Here is a 20060-nt window from a genome sequence, read left to right as displayed (position 1 = left end):
CTTTAAATTAGTTACGATTGATCTAGCTTCGGATTCTATTTTATTATATGTTTAGAAAACTTCAGGAATTATCTTGAAACTAGATGTGATATCCAAATACAGGAATAAATGTTAAATTACAGATACAGGGAAGCGCTTCCCTGAAAGGAGTGGAAATCATGCTTGAAATAAGCAAGCGTCAGCATACACTATTGAGATTGCTATTGGAGCAAAAAGATTTTTTACCGGTAAATCATTACTCCAAGATTTTATCTATCTCCGATCGTACGTTGTATAAAGACATCGATAATTTGAATAAAGTATTAAGGAAAAGGGAAATTGAAATTATAAAACGGCAAGGAAAAGGAATTTGTATAAGTAAGTCGAATTTGTCAAATGATGAAATAATAAAAAGCTTCGGTGAGACTTCGATTCAAATAGACTTCAATCAGTTTCCACTCGAACGACAAATAAAAATAGCTGACTACTTATTATTAAGGAACGAAAAAGTATCCTACCAGCTTTTGTCTGAAAAATTTTTAGTCAGTAGAACCTCTATATCAAATGATTTAGATCAAATACAGACAATTATTGAAGGAAGCTCAGCATCAATTCGTTCTGATAATAATGGAACAAAAGTAGTTGGAAAGGAATCTGAAATACAAAAGGCAATCAAACAATATGCTTACTTTATCATTGATAAATCAGACTTAACTAGTAGTTTTAAAGTCCAATTTCCTGCCTTATTATTTAGGTTTTTATCTAAAGACATTATCGAAAAAGTTTCTATGCTCCTGCACACAAATGATTACTTTGATATCGATAAATTACCAGATAACTATTTTCAATCATTGGTACTGTCAATTGGTATACTCATTTCTCGATTGCAAGAAGGGGTTCATATTGAACATCAAGATAATTTCTTGTTTGAAAATGTGGAGTCGCTTAAAACATTCTTTTTAACCAATGAATTAGTAGAGCATCTTGAATTAAATAATAGTATCAAGTTTGATTCAAACGATTTTGAATACCTAAATCGGCAATTAGTTGCACACGGATTTGAACCGCAATTAAAAGATACAACGACTCAGAAGCAATACGATGCCGTGGTAAAAAAAATGATCAAGGAAATGAGTGATTCAATTCAGGTTGACTTAACTAGTGATGACAAATTATATATGAATATCCTTTATCACTTAGTGTCCATGATCTATCGATCCAAATTAAATGTTCCAGTTAGTAATCCGCTTTTGGAGGAAATAAAACGAGAATACTCTGTTTTATACAGTACAACATGGCTAATATTGGCTGGAATTGAGAAAGAATTAGGCATTCGATTAACCGATGATGAAGTTGCGTTTATGATGATACATTTTCAGGGCGCAATTGATCGTATTTCAGAGAATCGAAAGATATTAATTGTTTGTCCCACAGGAATCGGAACGTCAGAGCTGATTGCTAATCGCTTAAAAAGAGTGTTTTCTCCGCAAGATATTGTGGAGGTAACCTCGCTGCGAAAACTTTATAAAAGAGACTTGAGCAAGGTCGATTTAGTGATCTCCTCAGTACAACTAGAAAAAATTGAAGTTCCCGTAACGTATGTTTCTCCTTTAATGAGCAAACAAGATTTAAAAAAGGTTTCTGCAACTTATTTGGATTTATTCTACGATGAAGAAGAATCGAATGATCACTCTTTTGAACATTTAGGCAAAATAATCGATCCGACTATGATTTTTCTAAATGAAACAATAGCTACTAAAGAAAAATGCATAAAAAAAATCACCCAAAAACTCTTGCAAGATAATTTAGTTACAGATTCTTTTGAGCAAGCTATTTGGGATAGAGAGAAGTTAGGCGTGACAGATCTTCCAACCGGAGTAGCGATTCCACATCCGTCACCGTCAACAGTTAAGGAAAGTAAGTTAGTAATTATGACATTGATAAAACCAATACGTTGGAATCTTCGAATGGTTAATACCGTTTTAATGATCTGCGTAGCAGAAAAGGACTTAAAGGATATAAAAGGTATACTGTCAGAAATTTATCGGATCGTTGAGTCAAAAAAAAATGTCGATCGCTTTATCTTTGGTAAAACAAAAGAAGAAATAATGAAAGTATTAGGAGGAGATAAAATTGATTGATGAAGGATTAATCGTGTTGGATTCAGTGTTAACAAATAAGGCGTCCATCATTTATCACTTATCAGAAAAGGCAAAAGAGCTAGGTTATTTAAATAATAGCGCTCGTTACATTGATGCTGTGAACGAAAGAGAAGAAGAGTTTTCTACAGCAATTGGCTATGACGTAAGCATTCCCCATGGGAAATCGAAAGAAGTGATCAATCCTTTTATCTGTTTTCTTAGAACGAAACAACCAATTCAATGGGACAATGCTGGTAAACCCGTTGAGCTAGTATTTATGTTAGGAATACCAGAGGAGAACAAAACAACCTTTCATTTGAAAGTACTTGCTGAAATTAGCAAAAAACTTTTAGATGACGGTTTTAGAAATGATTTGTTAACCGGCAACAAAGAGTTGATTTTAGATTCATTATATCAAGTAGAAAAAAAAATAGGAGGAAACTAACATGAAAATCGTTGGAGTATCGGCATGTCCTACTGGAGTAGCCCACACATACATGGCACAAGAAGCATTGGAAAAAGAAGGAAAGAGAAGAGGATACGATATTAAGATCGAGACTCAGGGTAGCATTGGTATTGAAAATGAGGTTACTGAAGAAGAAGTAGAGGAAGCAGATGTAGTCATTTTGGCTGTATCCGTTTTTATAGAAAATGAAGAACGTTTTGAAGATAAGTTGACTATTCATGCTGATGTTAACGACGCGATCTCATATCCTGCGAAAGTGTTGGATGAAGTTGAAAAATTGGTGAACGGTTAGGAAGCAGAGGAGGAAAAAATGACTATTAAGACGATTTTAAAGGAAGTTCAAAAAGCATTTCTGAGTGGAGTCTCCTTTATGATGCCGGCAGTAGTCGCTGGAGGTATTATGTTGGCTATATCCCTAGCTACTGGGGAAAAAAGCGATACAGGAGTGGTTGTTACCAACGAATTAATGCAAAATATTAATTTATTAGGTAAAGCAGCTTTTGCTATGATGATTCCAATTTTAGGAGGCTATATCGCTTATTCGATTGCGGGTAAGCCCGGGTTAGCACCTGGCATGATTCTTGGTTTCCTTGCAAATAATGCTGTGACTGTAAACGGGGTAGAAGTGAAGTCAGGATTTCTAGGTGCGATGCTTTTAGGGGTTGCAGCGGGATATTTAGTAAAGTGGATGAAGAAATGGAAGGTCAGTAAAACAATTAAAACTATTTTACCGATCCTGATTATACCGACTATTTCGGTTTTCGTTCTTGGTCTGATTTATATCTATGTTATTGCTACACCATTAGCCTTTCTGATGAACGGATTAACTAGCATCATGAGTAGTTTAAACGGGAGCAGTGCGATTTTGCTGGCAGTATTTATTGGGTTATTTGGAGAGGTTGACATGGGAGGACCTATCACCAAATCTGTTTCGATGTTTACCCTAGCACTTATGAATGAAGGTATTTATGAACCAAATGGGATGTTTAGAATTGCTGTAGCGATTCCACCAATTGGTATCTTCTTAGCAACATTATTCTTTAGAAAGAAATTTACTGAAGGTGATCGGGATGCAGCAGTTGCGGCTGGCATTATGGGGTGTATTGGAATTACTGAAGGAGCTATCCCCTTCGTCGTCAGTGACATGAAAAGAATATTACCCTCAACAATGATTGGAACCGCAGTTGGATGTGTAATTGGAGCGATTGGAAATGTGAAGTGTTATGTTCCTCATGGTGGATTTGTTGTATTGCCTGTGGTTGATAATAAGCTATGGTTTATTGCCGCAATTGTTGTCGGCTCTTTGGTGACAGCAACGATACTCGGTTGTCTAAAGCCAGTTTTAGAAGAGACACCCGCAAAAAAGAAAGATAAGGCACAGGTAGCGGATTTGACAAAGGAGAAGGCTTAATGAAATCAGAAGTAAATGATTTTATCGAAGAAAATAAGGTTATTGCAATTTGTCGTGGGATTTATGGAGAGAAATTGATCAATCTAGTAACAGCTTTGAACAATGGGGGAGTGAAATTGGTTGAAGTAACTTTTGATCAGGGGGATCCAGAATGTTTGATTAAGACTTCGAATGCCATTGCTTCGTTAGTTAAGGAATTTGGAGATGAAGTAAAAATTGGAGCTGGCACTGTTTTAACCAAGGAGCAAGTTGAGTCAGCTCATCAATCAGGAGCAGAATACATTATCTCACCTAATACGAACCCAACTGTTATCAAACGAACAAAAGAATTAGATATGATCTCAATGCCTGGAGCACTTTCACCAAGTGAGATAATTATGGCGAATGAAGCTGGGGCTGATTTTGTCAAGGTGTTTCCTGTTAGAGCATTAGGAACAGGCTACATCAAGGACATTCTTGGACCAATCAATCATATTAAGCTGATTGCTACTGCAGGTGTGACACGAGAGAACTTGCAAGACTATCTTGATTTAGGATTCTGCGGTGCTGGGATTAGCGGATATTTGACGGATAAACGTTTGGTAGATTCAGGTGATTTTGCGACGATAGAAAATCATGCTCAAGAAATGATGAGTATTGTCAGAGACAACAAAGTCTTAAGTTAATACCATTGTTGAAACGAATGGTGTCATCTGAGTAAAATTTGGATGATCTAGGAGAATAGCAAAAAGAAGATATGATGAAATTTTTCCTAAATATAGTCAGTGTAGAAGAAGTCAAACGAATTAACGAGTTAGGATTTATTGATGAAGTGACAACGAATCCTACGATTATTGCTGAAGAAGGGAGAGACTTTCAAGAAGTAATTAAAGAAATTTATTCGATTGTCGAAGGAACTGTGAGTGCAGAAGTCACTGAAGCATAAATCGAAGAGATGATCTTGAAAGCCGAGGTTTTAACAAAATGTACAAGTAATATTGTTGTCAAGAATCCCAATGACAGAGCAAGGATTGAGAGCAGTTTAAAGAAGAATGGAGAACAAGTAATTTTTAATTTCTGTAAGCTAAATAGTCATTCTTACAGAAGTAATATATAAACAGCTAAGGAGATGATTGCGATGGAAAATCAAAAGAAACCAATCGTTATCATGAATTGGTCTATGAGACAAAATCATATCAAAGAAGCAAAAGAGTTTGCAAAGCAGATTAGCGCCCAAAAAAATACTGACATTGATGTTGTGATTTTACCTTCCATGGGAACGATATATCCAGTGCATGAAGTTCTAAAAAACACTTCAGTTCAGCTAGGTGCACAAAATATTGCGCCTGTTGAGAATGGTGAGTTGACTGGAGAGTTTTCGATTGAATCTCTAATTGATATGAAAGGAACCTTTATCGAATTAGGGCATTGGGAGCGCAGGTGTCTCTTCAATGAAACTGACAATATCATCAATAAAAAAATTAAATTGGCTCTAAAAAACGGAGTGAATGTAATTCTATGTATTGGTGAACAGAATAAAAAAGATGCCGATAATGTAATTGATGATTTGAAGGATCCAAATTATGAGGTTGAACTAGAACATGAGTTGTTTTTATGCATTTACAATGGATTATACTGCGTTAAAGAAAAAGATTTAGATAAGATTGTTATCGCCTATACTCCAGCTTGGGCAGTTGGAAAGAGCAAAGCTGCTGGAGCACCTCATATTAAGATGGCGACATCAATCATTCGAAAAGCGATCGCAAAAATATTTGGTGAAGCAGCAAATGAAAAAGTTCGCATTGTTTATGGCGGATCAGTCAGTCCTGAGAATAGTATAACAATGATAAAATTAGCAAAATTAGATGGTGTTTTATTAGGTAGGTTTGGTAGCGATTCAAATCGATTGCAACAAATTGTCGAAGTAACCAAGAATTTGAGGGGAAAATAGTCTAAAAAAATTGGATATAGTTAGCTGTAAAATGAGGATAGATCAAGTATGTACTCATTAGTGTACTAGAATATACGCAAAGCTAGGTTTGTCAACTAAACTTTGGAAATTATCTAGTTGGGGGTCTTTTTACCTAATAAAGATATTCAGCTATTTAGAAATAATTTAATCAAAAGCATGAATAAATAAACCTAACCTCAAGAAAGGTAAGTAGCATACTTTTCAATTTGAGAAGAGAACGTTCCGTTGGTCATAAGTTGATCAAGCATCATTATCCAATTTTCTATATGACCGCCATTTCATTTATTGTATAGTTCTTTTGTTAGTAAATATAGCAGCTTAAGGAGCGCATTCTTATTAAAGAATGCCTCTTTTTTTGTGATCTTCTGGAAACTAGGCTGGGCACTTTCAACAGCATTTGTTGTGTACACTTCGGATTCGTTCTCTTCGTAGTTTTTTCATAGAGTGACATACATACACTCGACAAATAAGAAAGCATAGCATTTAGCTAAAGTGCGAGACTACCACTCCTCCAGTTCAGGAAGCACAGCATCTGTAATATCAAAGGTTAACTCGTGAGAGACATTAAATCCGTAGATGTCTTCAATCGTTGTGGCATTATCTCGTTGGCTCATTCCACGAGCGTGAATTGAAAGGACTTTCCTTCGATTTCAGAGACATCACGTTTTCTTTTAGCGATTCATTTAGGATCAAAAGAAGTATCCCGATCTCTAGGAACATCAATATTTACTTCACCAAAGCTTGTTTTGAGCGTTTCATTTCCATAACCATTTCGGTGATTTGCGTGCTCCGTAGGTTCTTTGGGATGAGCTTCAATATCCTAGATGATTATTCAATTCTTCCTTCGTAGCATTTTCTCAAACAACGGACCAAATACGTCTTTCAAAGCCTCTTGTATATCTTCCACAGGTCCAGGTTGGTAATCGTTTAGGATAGATTCAGCTAACTTCACGGATTCGGGATTTCTTTTTAGCCATTGTGTAATCACCTTTTCATCTTATTTCAGAAAAAGAAAAACCGTGAATCAACCCTATACCTAGGATAATGGTTACTTACACGGTTTAGATTACACTCTCTGATACTCAGTCAATTCTTTTTATCAAGGTATTTCCAATAGTTATATTTTATCCGTTGAGCTAGATGCTGAGTCTCATTCTGATAAAATAACTTTGCTACATTCTACGATACAGGTAAAGGTAGTCATGAGGAACAACCGATTTATTCATATTCCAAGTCTGAATTAGCTGAGTTATTAGTTGTGCTGTAGAAACATATCATAACCTATACAAATGATACTGGAACAGCTATCTAATCATTTTGGAAATAGTTTTAATATCAACAGAATTTCAATTTGGAATATATAAAACATAGTAAATAGTCAAATAGTTCACCTGTTGAGACAATTGAACATCGATCACATGAAAGCATGTTGGTCCAAAATTAAGTGTTATGAAAATACCGTAGTCATTTCACCATATTTCACCCGTTATTGTTACTAACACGAAACAAACAGTAGAATAAAAAAATCGGATAGACAGCTCTTGTGTTTAGCTAATTTTTTGATTGTGCATATTTATCCTTTTACACCTTGTATCTAAACTAGTCTGTTATTGTAATATTTCAGTCAATCTTTTTTTCCTGATGAAATGAAAAGGAAAAAAGATAAGTATTATTGAAATAATTGTTTATTGCAAAATGAATACTGCCAAAGAGAAAGGAGAAATTCAAATAATATCGAATTATTCGACACTATTTTGAGAAATTGTGAATTGACAATGGGCTAAACTAGAAGTAATCAATTTACGAAAAGAGGAAGAACATGCGAAAATATTGGTACATAGTAATAATAATTGTAGGCTTGGGAGGGATTTTCCAAATAGCTAACGCAGAAACGAGTGTTTTGCCTCCAGCATCAATAAAAAATGTTCGTACAGATATTAACTTGGTGAACAACAATGAAGTTAAGTTAAACAATTTAAATTTGCTATGGCATGGACTAAGTACGATTGTAGATAATGATAAAAATTTATATTTCTGTTTAGATGAAGGTAAGTATTATCCTTCTGGGAATGAATACCAGGTAGACCTGAACCAAAAAATACCAGGTTCAGTTTTATGGTTGATGGAAACTTTCTACCAAAATCAAGATAAAAATCAAGAAATACCTAATGTTCCAAATTATCGTGACGCCAACGAGTTGACTCGATATTCAGCTATTCAACTTGCTATATGGAAACTTTCTGGAGGGACTTTCGATGATAAGATAGTTAACTCAAATCCTTTGATAAGTGATCTTTGTAAAGAAGCAGCAAAACAACCTTCTGAGGACTTATCTTATCAATATTTAATTAACAAGATTAATAATGTTAAGATTAACGCAAAAGGGTTTAACCCTGATGGTGAAGATGGAGATTATTATATTTATAAATTGGAATTTGAGGATAATCTGGATCAGGAAACCGAAAAATTATTTCAAATTAGAAATGAAGATACAAGCATGGATATTGAATTATCCAAAAATGGGAAAAAAGAAAATATCACAGACAATGTGACTATTGAGAAAGATTTAAACAATCGGGTAATTTTCATTGGTGTGCCTAAAAATCTGATTGATGAGGAAAACTCAAATAATACTACAATTTATTGCAGTATAGCTTCCAAACTAGTTACCAGACAGCCTTATTATTTAGTTTGTGTTACTGGTGGGTTTTATCAGTCACTGGGGGCATATCAAACAATTGAAAGAGATTTAACGACCGAAATAAGTGTTGATCTTGATAGTTCGGAAACAACCTTTTCAGTTTTAAAGCATTGGGACGATTTGAATAATCAGGATGGAGTTCGACCTGTGGAATTACCCGTACAACTCTATCAAAGCAATAAACCTTACCAATATACTGAAAATGAGAGTGTAACAGATGGGAATGAAATATCTTTTGGAGACAAACAACTATTAAGTGAAAAGAATGGTTGGGAATATAAATGGAAGAACTTACCAGTGAATGATTCTCAGGGGAACCGACTTTATTATACTGCCCGAGAAGAGCTTGATTCTGAATATACCTTGTCGATCCAAAGCACCAACGACGGAACAGTATTATCGATGACCAATAAGTATATTCCAGAACCGACTGAATTGTGTGGATCTAAGATATGGGACGATCAAAACAATCAAGATGGACTGCGTCCAGATTCGATAGAAGTTCAACTACTAGCCAATGGAGAAACCGTTCAAACGAAGACTGTTACTGAACAAGATGACTGGGCTTACCAATTTTTAGATTTACCTAAAAATAAGGATGGCAAACCAATTAACTATACCATTTTAGAAACACCAGTTTCTGAATACACTGTGTCTATTGATGGTAACAACCTTATTAACAAACATATTCCTGAGGAAACAGAGATTAAAGGAGCAAAGCAATGGGAGGATAACAATAACCAAGATGGCAAACGCCCAGAATCCATTACTGTAAACTTATTGGCTGATGGAGAGGTGATCTCTTCAAAAGAAGTTTCTTCGAAAGATGAATGGAATTACCAATTTACCAATTTACCAAAATATAAAGACGGTAGTGAGATACACTATAGTGTAACCGAAAATACTGTTCCAAATTACGTGACAAGTATTGATGGATTTAATCTAAAGAATAGTTATACTCCGGAAGAAACAGAGATCAAGGGAACGAAGCAATGGGAGGATAACAATAATCAAGATGGCAAACGCCCAGAATCCATTACCGTAAACTTATTGGCTGATGGAGAGGTAGTCTCTTCAAAAGAAGTTTCTTCGAAAGATGAATGGACCTACCAGTTTACTAATTTACCAAAATATAAAGACGGTAGTGAAATATACTATAGTGTAACCGAAAATACTGTTCCAAATTACGTGACAAGTATTGATAGATTTAATCTAAAAAACAGTTATACTCCAGAAGAAACAGAGATCAAGGGAATGAAGCAATGGGACGACAACAATAATCAAGATGGCAAACGTCCGGAGTCTATTACTGTAAACTTATTAGCGAATGGACAAGTGGTTTCTACGAAAGAGATTTCTTCAAAAGATGGGTGGGCTTACCAATTTACTAATTTACCAAAATATAAAAATGGGAATGAAATATGCTATACCGTAACGGAAAATTCCGTCGCTAATTACACAACTAGTATAGAAGGGTTTGATCTAAAGAATAGCTATACTCCAGGCAAGACCAGTGTGACGACAACTAAAGCATGGGTGGATGGAGATGATCAAGAAGCATTACGTCCGCAAAACATTAAGGTCCAATTGTATGCCAATGGAAAAGCGTATGGGAAAGCAGTTGAATTAAGTGAGGATAATAAATGGACCACAACTTGGATGAACTTAGACGAAAAAGATGCTGGTAAAATGATTACTTACACCGTCAAGGAATTAAACGTACCAGATGAATATGAAGTGACATACGATGATGCAGAAAAGGGAAATATTATCATTACAAACACCCATGATCCTAAAAATAATTCTGTAGTGGGAGATAATAATTCTTCGGATCAGCCCACGAATGGAATAAAAACGCAGCAAAACTATCCATCAACAGGTGGAGCAAAACAACCATTTCTTTATATAGCAGGCTGCCTAGTTGTCCTAGGTACAATCTATCTGTGGCACAAAAAATATTAATTTAAATTAGGTAAGTGATTACAGATTGCTTTGATTTTTTCAAAGACAGGATTTGTTGTCCTACTCTAAAATGACAGTTCACTGACGATATACTTAAAGTAGAGAATAAAAGAGGGAGTATCCGACAACGAAAAGATTTTAAAACATTTTTTGTTTTTGTAAAGCATTTTCCATCTTATGATAGTTTAAAAAATTGCTGCAGTTTTCTTTGAAATTTAAAATTGCAGTTGCATTCAGCACAAAAGCACTTCCCAAATTCAAATAGTGGGAGTGTTTTTGTGCTGTGTTCTTTCGCATAAACAATAAGATACTTAGCTATCTGATGTGACCCTATAGAACATAGGGGAGATGAATCAACCACTATCTCAAAACTAAATTAACAATTATCAATTCCCACTATTGGGAATATTCAATCTAGGATGTCGTGGAGAAAAAGGATAACAGTTTGTCTTCATGGCCGTACAATGTGTATTGTTCTAGCAACTCTCCTTTTTCAATATAGATAACATGAGTGCAACACTGGAGTATGAATTCTGGATCGTGTGTAATTAAAAAAAGAGTTTTCTCGTGTCTAAGTGATGTGATTAAATCTGCAATCTTTTTCATATTATTATAGTCCAAACCACTAGTGGGTTCGTCTAGAATCAAAAAGTCTTTATCAGCTAATATTGCTGATGCTAGGGCAACTCGCTGCTTCTGTCCACCGGACAAGGATAATGGATGTCTTGCAGAAAGTCCTTGGATCCCCAAGCTGTCAAGAACCAACTCTAATTGATTAAATTTTTGAGTAGACATGCCTAATTGAACCTCTTCAGTTACTGATTCGCAAAATAGTTGATGATTGACATCTTGCATAACCAGGTAGCCTTTTTTTAGTAGCTGCTTACGATAACGATCTTCTCCATCAATCTGCATGGAACCTTTAAAATTTTTATTTAAACCACATAAACATTTTGAAAATGTCGATTTTCCTGCACCATTACGTCCAATCACAGCTATTATCGATCCCACTGGTAAAGTTAATTCTGGTAAGCTAATAACCGATGTATCCTCATAACGATAATTAAAATCCCTCAATGAGAATATTTCATTGCCATTGTAATGAGTAGATTTGGTGCCAATTTCTTTCAAAGATCGAGGTCTTAAACCAAGTTCAGTAATTTCTTCTAACGGCATCTCGAAATAATCATTCATTGACTTATCAAAATGTATTCTTCCATTTCTCATGTAAACCATTCGATCACAAATATCTTTAAGCCAATAAAGTCGATGTTCTGCTATGATGATCGTCTTGCCCTGATTTTTCCAAAACATAATTGTTTTCTTTAGATTTTGGATAGAAGAGATATCGAGATTAGCTGTGGGCTCGTCGAGAACAATCACGTCAGGTTCTAACGCAGATACTGAAGCACAGGCTACCTTTTGTTTTTCTCCACCTGATAGGTGAAAAATGTTACGATCTAATAATTCTCCCATTTCAAGTTTAGCTACAGTTTCTTGGATACGTTTCTCAATTTCTGGGATAGGCAAACCAACATTTTCACAACCAAAAGCAATTTCACTAGTTGTGTCAGTACAAAAAAATTGATTTCTTGGATTTTGGAATACACTACCAACAAAATGAGAAATTTGAGCGAGTTCAGACTTTAAAATATTTTGTTGATTTATTTGAACGCTTCCAGTAATTTCCCCCTCATAATAGTGAGGAATCAAACCATTGACTAAGCGAGTTGCCGTGGTCTTACCGCAACCAGACTCTCCAGTCAGCACAAGGCATTCACCTGGATTTATAGTGAGTGAAAAATCCTTAAGTGCATAGTCGGAATCACTATTGTATCGGAAATTTACATTTTCAATTTTAATCATAATATTACAGCACTCCAAACCTGTTAAGAAAAAGACAAGAAAAAGCGAAAAAACAAAAAAGAATAGCAATACAATCTTGAATGCGAAAGCCAATTTTACAGACATTAGTTCGTTTAACCAAGGGAGAAAGACCTCGAGTCAGAGCTGATACAGAGAGATCTTCACCAATTTTAGCGGAACATGTCATTAAGGGAACCATGCGATATTCTAAAAAAGAAAGTTTACCTGTTCCTTTGAAGGAGATACCGCGCATCCTCATTGCTTGGTTGATTGACTTAAACTCTTCAATGACAGTTGGAAAAAATCGTAACATGACAGATAGCGGAATTACTAAATAATTGGAAACATGCAAATGCTCAAAACCAGCTATAAATTCACTAACGGTTGTAGTAGAGACCACATATATTCCCATTAGAATACTTGGTAAAAAGCGAGTTAATATACCAGTTGTAGCTAAAAGTAAAAAATTTGGTAAACCAGTCAAGCGTTGGCTAAAAAAATAAGAGATAAATGTCATTCCAACATAAAGAAAAAAATAAGTCAAAGTAGTTTTATACTTTTTTGCAGATACGAGTAGTAAAAAGGGCATTAGACTTAAACAAGGAGTTATCGTGGTAAGAATTCTTCCTGACAAACCTTGTTTAATACTAACATTTCCTAAAACAAAAATTGTAACAGTAAAAAGCAATAGTAATTTTGTTCGCGGATCTAAGTAAAGCTGTTTCTTATTACTCAAAATTTGTTTATTAGCTGTTAATAGCATCAGACAAGACCTGCCTTAATAAAATGTTTTTTCAGGACAGAGCGACCCAATACTCCTCCAATTAGACCACAAAGGAAGGTGATTATTAGTAATACAGGACACATCCAGCTCGGTAAGAGTGAAATTAGGGTTTGAGCATATTCAAGTCCAAGATCTTGTCTGGTAGAAAAATAGACAGTTGGATTAAAAAAGATCGGTAAAAAATTTCCCCACATCCACACTGAAAAAACTGCATAGGCGAGTATTGCTTTTGCAGAACTTTGATAATTACCACTCCGATAGATTATTTCTGAAATTAATCCTGAAATAAGTCCTACAATAATGGAATAATATCCCATGCCTGTGATCAACATAAGGATACCCATGAGTAAGCTCAAAATAAGAATCATACCAAATTTCTTTACTTTAGTAAAAAAAAGCATAAGCGGTATTCCACCTAGTATTGGTGCCAGTACACAAATCAATGGCATGAAGATTGGAATAAAGCCAAACATAGCGATTACCATTACAATAAAGAAATATATAGCTGCATAAATTCCAATTTGTATTAAATCTTTTCCATTCAATTTCTTTGCTTTCATTTTCCACAATGCCCCCTTGATTATCATATGTTTTACTGATAAAAATAATCTACTAAGTTTATTTTTGTGATTACAGCCACCGTTGCCGTAATTCTTCCCAGTATATAAATCGATGTAATTAAATTCCTTCCAATAGTTTGTATGCTAAAAAAGCTATGAGAGCTCACTAGTTCTTCGTATTTTGACAATTTTTGGACTACTGTGTCTATTTGGATAAAAACCATTGAGAACGATTATCATTTTCAGTTAGATTAGCACTTTCAAATATCAAAGTCAATATAAACTTTTTATCAGGAATCAGAAATAATATATTTAAAAATACTCTAATAATAAACTTATTTAATTTTTTTGTCTTTTTAAACCAAATAACCATTAATATCACGCAATAAACTGCTATATTTCGTTAGCGTCGAAGATTGTATAGTAGGTCGAAATACGGATATCACATTTATTTAATATTATTTAGGTGCAACTTTAAAGGACAATGATGAGACGATAACATGCAAAACATGTGTGACACGTCAATGATAAAAAAGTCAAATCGCATAGAAATTTATTGATTATTATGGACTTTTAGGGTGTGAAAGTGATTTCGTATTTTTTGTTTGAGATTGTATTATAATGAAAAAGATGCTGGCTATAGAATCAAACGGGTTTAAGTATTAGAAATGCTTAAATAGATATAATAGATACTAGTTTTATAGTAAAGTTTAAAAGTTGTATAGTTTATACTTGCAAAGTAAGTTTCATAATGAAAACTGAAGCAAGTATATCTTAAATGAATGAGCAAGGCATATACGAGGCTTAACTAAGAATGGGCATTATTAAGATTTTCCGCTTGATTTTTATCTAGAAAAGTTCTAAAGTGAGATTAATAATTTTATTGCTACCGAGCAAGGGAGCCAATTTCGTTAGGTCTTAGAAGAAATTGGACTCCCTTTTTTGCGCAAAAATTTTACTACTAGGGGGAATAGAAATGGCATGGGTAGAGCTAATAATTGCAGGTTTTTTTGAAATGTTTTGGGCAACAATGATGAAGTTGAGCGAAGGATTTAGTAAAGTGAATTACTCCGTTTTGACTGTAGTAGGAATGGTCGCAAGCTTTTACTTTTTAGCAAAATCTTTGCGTGCTTTGCCTATAAGTCTTGCATACCCATTATGGACAGGGATTGGAGCAATCGGAACTATTTTTATAGGGATTTTTTTCTTTAAAGATCACCTTTCGCTTACAACTAGTTTCTTTGTCCTTTTACTAATTGCAGGTATTATTGGAATTAAAATAACGAGTGGAAATTAAAGCGAAGATCGGGCTGCTTTGACTGAGATTTTTGCTAGTAAATATAATTTCGCAACCACTTATAATCAATTGGGATGTATGAATTCTCAATTGATTATAAGATTAAATATTTTGTCTCAAGACTTAAAGGAGATGGACTGAATTGATTGATAGGGTGAAAGTAGCTGCAGATATACTCAATGATTATGGATCCATTGCTTTGATGAAAGATGAAAAATGTGTTTTTGAATCGGGAACAGCAAAGAAAGAAATTTTAAATTCCTTTGCTGAAAGAATTCAAACTATTGCAAAAGAGCAAGAAATTGTTGTGAAGCCTTTTATGCATTTTGTGGTGCTATTGATAAAATTCAACAGTTTTAAGTCAACATATTATCTACTACTCGTATGTAACCAAGAGGAATTCCTTTCTTTGGGAAAGAAGAAAAGGGAACAACTTTATAAGAAGTTTAATAGTGTAATTGCACTACTGAGTGAGAACAACAGATATACAGTTGAATTTGAAGACGAAAAAATGCTTTCTTACATAGATAGAAATCAGATAGCTGAATTAATCGAAAAACATGAAAATATTATATCAAAAAACAGATATCAAGTAGAACAGGTATTACTTAGCGAATTAAAGTCTGGAAATATTTCTTCGATAATTAAATTACTAAAAAAATTAGAATACAATGCTAATCAAGAGGCCTTATCAAAAGATTATTTGCAAGGGAAAAAATATCAGTTGGTGGCATTAATAACGTTGGTTGCAAGAGCAGCCATTGTCCAAGGATGCCCTCAAAAATGTGTCTACCGATTATCTGAAGATCTTATAGGAAAACTGCACACTATTAATAATAAATCAGATATTTCTCCTTTTGTGAGCTATCTAATTATAGAATACGGCTCCTTATTGAATAAAAATAATACTCTCTATGATTCTGACAAAGTTAATCAAGCAATTGAATATATCTATGACAATCTGTACAAGCCAATCACTAATAAGGATATTGCTGATTATGTGTCCGTACATCCAATGTACCTGTCAAAATTATTCAAAAGTGTTACTAGCAACAAATTGCATGATTTTATTATCGAATCAAAAGTTCGTGAAGCAGAGTACTTGCTATGCAACACAGAACTTCCATTGAAGGAAATATCTATGGCACTTTGTTTCAGTAATCAGAGTCATTTTTGTAAGCTGTTTAAAAAGATAACAGGACATACGCCAAAAGAATATCGAAAAATTTTTCAATAGTAGTTTCTGAATACATGGAAGTCAAAGTACCAATCTTCATTTTAAAGACAGACTATTAGTCGAATAAGCATGAAAGCTCATTTTATTATGTTTTTTGTATTGTTGAAGAGTTGCTACCTCTTAGTAATTTACTAACAAACTTTTTATTTGTCACTACACATATGTCACTTGACTAAAAAGGAGAGGATTATTTTGATTGAGAAAGCTGAGTTAGCCGCTTCTCTATTAAAAAAAGACGGATCAGTTGCGATATTCGAAAATGATAGATGTATCGTTGAGTATGGTATTGCTGATAAAGAGTTATTAGAATCCTATGTAAACAACATCAGACTTTCTTCAGAGAACAACAAAATAATTATAAAATCATTCATGAATTTTAGTGTTTTTTTATCGCAGTATCAGGATATGAATAATATCTATCTTTTTTTGTTTCTTTGTGAAAGAGATGACTATCAATGTTGGAATGAGGAAAGAAAAAAAGATTTACTGGGGAAACTAAAGAGTGCGCTTATTATACTTAAAGAAAATAGCGACTACCCGATAAAAATTGAGAAACGAGATCGTTACCATTATACAGATATCCGTCGAAATGAGTTAAATTTTTATTCAGAGTTGGAAAATGAATTATCTTATTTTGATAACTATCAACTAGAGGTGCTTTTGCTGAATTTATTGGATTGCGGAGATATTTCATCTGTGATGCGACTATTTAAGAAGTTAAGTTCTGCTACAGCAACAATCATTTCAACGAATAAACTGCAAGAACAAAAATTTCGAATTGTTAGTTTTCTTACGTTAGTCACTAGAATGGTTATCGAAAAGGGATACCCGCAATCACATGCCTATGAATTATCTGATAAATTTATCGGGCAACTTGATGACATAAATGAGCGTGATCAACTATTACCTTTTGTTAAAACAGCTGTACTAGAATTTTTTACTTTGGCAAAAGAAAAAAGGTTTTCTTATGATTCAGAAATTGTAAATCAGGCAATAGAGTACATTTACGACAATATTGAAGGATCAATAAGCAATGATTGCATTGCTAGACATGTATGTGTGCATCCGGTTTATTTGTCTTCTCATTTCAAGAAGAAAACAGGTATCACACTCTCTAAGTTTATAAAAGAAGCTAAGGTGCAAGAAGCAAAGTTTTTGCTGGTTAACACAGACTTATCTTATTCTGAAATTTCAAACAAGCTAAGCTTTAGTAGTCAAAGTCATTTTTGTAGAGTATTTAAAGAGTTGACAAGTTTCACTCCTAAAGAATACAGAGTGTTTAAAAGTAGAAAACAAGGCATGCCTTAAATGAAAAATATAAGTATTATTCAATTTGAGCAATTGATGAGATAGACGAGCATTTTATGTGAAATGCTCGTCTATTTGTGTATCAACTAATAGATTTCTAATAGAAGAGAAGTAACCGACAAGTAATGATGCAATGTATAATTTTCATTCTGTCAGAAAATTTATAAATTAGTCTTTTGATGAAGAAAAACTGCTTTCTAATAGAAATAGCTGGATGTTGTTCTAGCATAATAGCTATACATTCTTGTTAAGAATAAAAACATTAGTTACTTGATATGTATATTAAATATTTAACATACAAAGGTATCTCTTAATTGTACACTCTTTATTGTACCAAGAAGAAAAAGGAGAGATATTCATGAAAAAACATTTAATGGTTTTATTAGCATCAACTGGAATTTTAGGGAGCATTGCTTTCGGTACAGCACAAGCATTCGCAGCATTCCCAAATACAGATGTTACAATTGGATTTGAAGGAGATAACTCCACTAATCCTATGCCAGATCCTACAGGGAATTCATTGGAATTACTAAGTGTTCCACGTATGTTCGATTTTGGTCAAACGAATACTGTAGGTGAGGGAATAGAAGTAAATTTAAAAAATAAAACAGATTCTTATGTAGCTTTACGAGATGGAGACAAATCCCGAACGAATCCTTGGCATCTTACTGCTTCTATGTCTGAGTTAAAACAAGGCAGTGATACCCTACCAGCAGAGCTGACGATTGAAACGGAAGGTGAATTGTTAGATTTCGATTATACACCAGGTAAAACAATACCTACACCTAATGCAACAAATACTCATGTAAATAAAGAGCTTACTGCCGATTTCGCAACAGATAACAAGATAACTGTAAAAACGGGTGGATCAGAACAAAAGATTGTGTCAAGCAATTATAAAGATGATTCAATCAATTCGTCTAGAGCAGTAAAAATAAAAAATGCTTCACTGAAAATTGCTAAGGATAATGCAAAATATGAATATGCAGGCAAAGAGTTTAGTGGCTCAGTTACTTGGATGCTTTCAGTTGCTCCATAATAGTTTATAAACATGTATAAGAAGAAGCAGAAGAGTATCGTTTCTTGTGCTTCTTCTTTCTACTTAAAAAGATCACATAACAATCGATAAAGAACTTCTGGTTAGATCATTAGGACACTCGATTACGAAATTCCATCATGCCCATCCTGATCTTGAAAACTGGAAAGAAAGACCTCAAAAATTCAATGGGAGCTAACAGGAAGCTTTTCAAAATATCCCGATTTTTTAGATAGAAAGGTGTACTTTTTGATAAGAAGCAAAAACTATACACTGTGAAGAGCTTCCGATGTTTTAGCAACTAAAGGTCGAGTTACTTTTAAAGAAGAGAGAGGAAAAGATGAAATTCAAAATCAAATTTATTATTTCCATTTTGTTTTTATCAATTGCGTTTTTCCCAGCTTTTGTTAATGCGGAAAATGTACAAAAAGATAAAGCTTCGACTAAAGAGCTAGGCTTTACAGTTCAAGCTGTCTTACCAGAAAATCAAATCGATCATTCGAGTTCTTTTTTCGATTTGTTATTGGACAGTATGGAACAGACTGTTGAGGTAGAAATTATTAGTACAAGAAAAGAACCTGTAACAGTAACTATTGGAGTTTCGAATGCAGGAACTTCAAATGCAGGAGAAATAGTATATACCGATACAGAAAAAACTAAAGACAAAACATTGGTTGATCCTGTAACAGATCTGGTGGCCAGCGATCAAAAAGAGATCCAGATTGAAAACTATGAAACGAAAAAATGCAGCTTCAAAATAAAGCCACCGCAACAAAAAATAAATGGTGCAAGAATTGGCGCTTTAAGCTTTATGTCTAAAATAAGTGAATCTGATGAACAAGTTCAAAGTGTCTATGGCTATAGAATCGGAATGATTCTATTGGAAGAGGATACGTTTTATAAAGATGGAAACGCCTTAAACTTGCAACAGGTTAGACCGAATATCATTAACGGCAGAAAAGTTATTGAAGCGCAATTACAAAATCCACAGCCAAAGATTTTAGAACCACTAACTGTTGAGACTGTTCTTAAAAAAAAGGGAGAGGATCAAGTTTTAAAGCATGAAAAAGTAAGCAATATGCGTATGGCTCCTAATTCTCATTTTAGCTTTTTAACAAACTGGGGACTGGATAAATTCAAAAAAGGTACGTACGTTTTATCTATTAGAGCAAGTTCCAGTGAAAATAAATGGGCATGGGAAAAGGAATTTTCAATAAATGCAGATCAAGCTCAAAAATTGGAGAAAAATGCAGCATACAAAATAACTTATCCTAAATGGGTAATCTACGCAGCCATTGCTATGGTCATTCTAACTTTAGGATTATTTTCTTATCTACTTTTCAGAAGAAATTAGAAGTGGG

The 20060-nt window shown here is 34.0% G+C and carries 15 protein-coding genes and 2 pseudogenes; 13 read left to right on the top strand and 4 right to left on the bottom strand.

The window, feature by feature from the left end:
* Positions 1–158 precede the first annotated feature (158 nt).
* The 7 genes and pseudogenes from IGI46_RS14440 to IGI46_RS14410 all read left to right on the top strand — a co-directional run bounded on the left by IGI46_RS14440 (position 159) and on the right by IGI46_RS14410 (position 5927).
* Positions 159–2120, top strand: a complete 1962-nt coding sequence (locus IGI46_RS14440; RefSeq protein ID WP_429964972.1) for a BglG family transcription antiterminator — start codon at positions 159–161, stop codon at positions 2118–2120.
* Positions 2113–2565 (top strand): PTS sugar transporter subunit IIA, encoded by a 453-nt coding sequence (locus IGI46_RS14435; protein ID WP_429963774.1) that lies wholly within the window; start codon positions 2113–2115, stop codon positions 2563–2565. The genes IGI46_RS14440 and IGI46_RS14435 overlap by 8 nt, the downstream gene beginning before the upstream one ends.
* 1 nt (position 2566) lies before the next feature.
* Positions 2567–2878 carry a PTS fructose transporter subunit IIB gene (locus IGI46_RS14430; RefSeq protein ID WP_429963773.1) on the top strand — a complete coding sequence of 104 codons (312 nt, stop codon included), beginning with the start codon at positions 2567–2569 and terminating at the stop codon, positions 2876–2878.
* An 18-nt stretch (positions 2879–2896) separates the two neighbouring features.
* Complete coding sequence (locus IGI46_RS14425) at positions 2897–3997, top strand: PTS fructose transporter subunit IIC (RefSeq protein WP_207705214.1); 1101 nt, start codon at positions 2897–2899, stop codon at positions 3995–3997.
* Positions 3997–4662 (top strand): bifunctional 4-hydroxy-2-oxoglutarate aldolase/2-dehydro-3-deoxy-phosphogluconate aldolase, encoded by a 666-nt coding sequence (locus IGI46_RS14420; protein WP_429963772.1) that lies wholly within the window; start codon positions 3997–3999, stop codon positions 4660–4662. The genes IGI46_RS14425 and IGI46_RS14420 overlap by 1 nt, the downstream gene beginning before the upstream one ends.
* Positions 4663–4736: 74 nt before the next feature.
* A pseudogene (locus tag IGI46_RS14415) lies at positions 4737–5019 on the top strand (transaldolase family protein); the annotation flags it as partial.
* Between the two features lie 95 nt (positions 5020–5114).
* Positions 5115–5927 carry a triose-phosphate isomerase family protein gene (locus IGI46_RS14410; protein ID WP_429963771.1) on the top strand — a complete coding sequence of 271 codons (813 nt, stop codon included), beginning with the start codon at positions 5115–5117 and terminating at the stop codon, positions 5925–5927.
* Positions 5928–6124: 197 nt separating this feature from the next.
* Here IGI46_RS14410 and IGI46_RS14405 read toward each other — a convergent pair.
* Positions 6125–6936 (bottom strand): annotated as a pseudogene (locus tag IGI46_RS14405) (transposase).
* A gap of 831 nt (positions 6937–7767) precedes the next feature.
* Here IGI46_RS14405 and IGI46_RS14400 point away from each other — a divergent pair.
* The gene (locus IGI46_RS14400; RefSeq protein ID WP_429973706.1) at positions 7768–10611 is read left to right on the top strand and encodes a Cna B-type domain-containing protein; all 2844 of its coding nucleotides are present in this window, start codon (positions 7768–7770) and stop codon (positions 10609–10611) included.
* Positions 10612–11025: 414 nt separating this feature from the next.
* On the opposite strand, the gene IGI46_RS14395 is transcribed toward IGI46_RS14400, so the two are convergent.
* The 3 genes from IGI46_RS14395 to IGI46_RS14385 are packed head-to-tail and all read right to left on the bottom strand — an operon-like array spanning position 11026 to position 13821.
* A complete protein-coding gene (locus IGI46_RS14395; RefSeq protein WP_429973705.1) occupies positions 11026–12477 on the bottom strand; it encodes an ABC transporter ATP-binding protein in 1452 nt (483 codons plus the stop codon).
* Between the two features lie 4 nt (positions 12478–12481).
* Positions 12482–13240 carry an energy-coupling factor transporter transmembrane component T gene (locus tag IGI46_RS14390; RefSeq protein ID WP_429963769.1) on the bottom strand — a complete coding sequence of 253 codons (759 nt, stop codon included), beginning with the start codon at positions 13238–13240 and terminating at the stop codon, positions 12482–12484.
* Positions 13240–13821: an MptD family putative ECF transporter S component gene (locus IGI46_RS14385; RefSeq protein WP_207705200.1), complete on the bottom strand. Its 582-nt coding sequence runs from the start codon at positions 13819–13821 to the stop codon at positions 13240–13242. Before IGI46_RS14385 ends, IGI46_RS14390 begins: the two co-directional genes overlap by 1 nt.
* Positions 13822–14797: 976 nt before the next feature.
* Between IGI46_RS14385 and IGI46_RS14380 the strand changes: the two genes are divergently transcribed.
* The 5 genes from IGI46_RS14380 (at position 14798) to IGI46_RS14360 (ending at position 20053) form a co-directional block, all read left to right on the top strand.
* Positions 14798–15118, top strand: a complete 321-nt coding sequence (locus IGI46_RS14380) for a DMT family transporter (RefSeq protein WP_429973704.1) — start codon at positions 14798–14800, stop codon at positions 15116–15118.
* Between the two features lie 142 nt (positions 15119–15260).
* Positions 15261–16355, top strand: coding sequence for a helix-turn-helix transcriptional regulator (locus IGI46_RS14375; RefSeq protein WP_429963767.1), 1095 nt, complete (start codon positions 15261–15263; stop codon positions 16353–16355).
* Between the two features lie 192 nt (positions 16356–16547).
* Positions 16548–17663: a helix-turn-helix transcriptional regulator gene (locus IGI46_RS14370; RefSeq protein WP_429973703.1), complete on the top strand. Its 1116-nt coding sequence runs from the start codon at positions 16548–16550 to the stop codon at positions 17661–17663.
* Between the two features lie 358 nt (positions 17664–18021).
* Entirely contained in the window at positions 18022–18702 is a 681-nt protein-coding gene (locus IGI46_RS14365) for a hypothetical protein (protein ID WP_429963765.1), read from the top strand.
* 337 nt (positions 18703–19039) lie between these two features.
* Positions 19040–20053, top strand: coding sequence for a DUF916 and DUF3324 domain-containing protein (locus IGI46_RS14360; RefSeq protein ID WP_429963764.1), 1014 nt, complete (start codon positions 19040–19042; stop codon positions 20051–20053).
* The last annotated feature ends 7 nt before the right edge of the window (positions 20054–20060 follow it).

Origin of the sequence: Enterococcus sp. AZ163, from assembly GCF_050498925.1 — a bacterium.
Lineage (GTDB): Bacteria > Bacillota > Bacilli > Lactobacillales > Enterococcaceae > Enterococcus_A > Enterococcus_A ferrettii.
The sequence above is the reverse complement of the archived record's forward strand: the minus strand, read 5'-3'. Positions and strand labels throughout refer to the sequence as shown.

Coding starts and splice junctions, on each gene's coding strand:
- IGI46_RS14390 (WP_429963769.1), bottom strand. CDS start 13,240: ATGCTATTAACAGCTAATAAACAAATTTTGAGTAATAAGAAACAGCTT.
- IGI46_RS14430 (WP_429963773.1), top strand. CDS start 2,567: ATGAAAATCGTTGGAGTATCGGCATGTCCTACTGGAGTAGCCCACACA.
- IGI46_RS14380 (WP_429973704.1), top strand. CDS start 14,798: ATGGCATGGGTAGAGCTAATAATTGCAGGTTTTTTTGAAATGTTTTGG.
- IGI46_RS14440 (WP_429964972.1), top strand. CDS start 159: ATGCTTGAAATAAGCAAGCGTCAGCATACACTATTGAGATTGCTATTG.
- IGI46_RS14410 (WP_429963771.1), top strand. CDS start 5,115: ATGGAAAATCAAAAGAAACCAATCGTTATCATGAATTGGTCTATGAGA.
- IGI46_RS14395 (WP_429973705.1), bottom strand. CDS start 12,477: ATGATTAAAATTGAAAATGTAAATTTCCGATACAATAGTGATTCCGAC.
- IGI46_RS14365 (WP_429963765.1), top strand. CDS start 18,022: ATGAAAAAACATTTAATGGTTTTATTAGCATCAACTGGAATTTTAGGG.
- IGI46_RS14420 (WP_429963772.1), top strand. CDS start 3,997: ATGAAATCAGAAGTAAATGATTTTATCGAAGAAAATAAGGTTATTGCA.
- IGI46_RS14360 (WP_429963764.1), top strand. CDS start 19,040: ATGAAATTCAAAATCAAATTTATTATTTCCATTTTGTTTTTATCAATT.
- IGI46_RS14425 (WP_207705214.1), top strand. CDS start 2,897: ATGACTATTAAGACGATTTTAAAGGAAGTTCAAAAAGCATTTCTGAGT.
- IGI46_RS14400 (WP_429973706.1), top strand. CDS start 7,768: ATGCGAAAATATTGGTACATAGTAATAATAATTGTAGGCTTGGGAGGG.
- IGI46_RS14385 (WP_207705200.1), bottom strand. CDS start 13,821: ATGAAAGCAAAGAAATTGAATGGAAAAGATTTAATACAAATTGGAATT.